Annotated in this window: 1 protein-coding gene; it reads right to left on the bottom strand. The window is 59.0% G+C overall.

Translation table 11 applies throughout. The features are described 5' to 3' along the window. The coding region (locus AAGW05_RS18630) for a hypothetical protein (protein WP_411805952.1) at positions 1 to 218 on the bottom strand (218 nt) is incomplete at its 3' end. Between the last annotated feature and the right edge of the window lie 72 nt (positions 219 to 290).

Here is a 290-nt window from a genome sequence, read left to right as displayed (position 1 = left end):
CCATCAGCAGCAGCATCAGGGTCGGAGCCGGATGGGCCGGTGGGGCGGCTCTGGAACCTGGCGGCGGGATCGGGCAGGCGCGGCAAATCCGCCAGGCATGCAATGTCAGTGGCAAGGGGTTCAATGGAGGGAAGAACAAGACCGGCCACCAGTGCCGCCACACCGGAGGTGGCGGGGGAAGGATCCCGACCCGTCGGGAAATTCACTGAACTGCCCATACCACTATTTTAGGCCTTTTGTATGGGAATTACTACACTTTCCAGAACTTTCCCGTTAATAAATCCGATGGA

It is taken from the genome of Arthrobacter sp. LAPM80 (assembly GCF_046736435.1).
In the GTDB taxonomy this organism is placed as follows: Bacteria; Actinomycetota; Actinomycetes; order Actinomycetales; family Micrococcaceae; genus Specibacter.
This window is presented reverse-complemented; position numbering and strand designations above follow the sequence as displayed.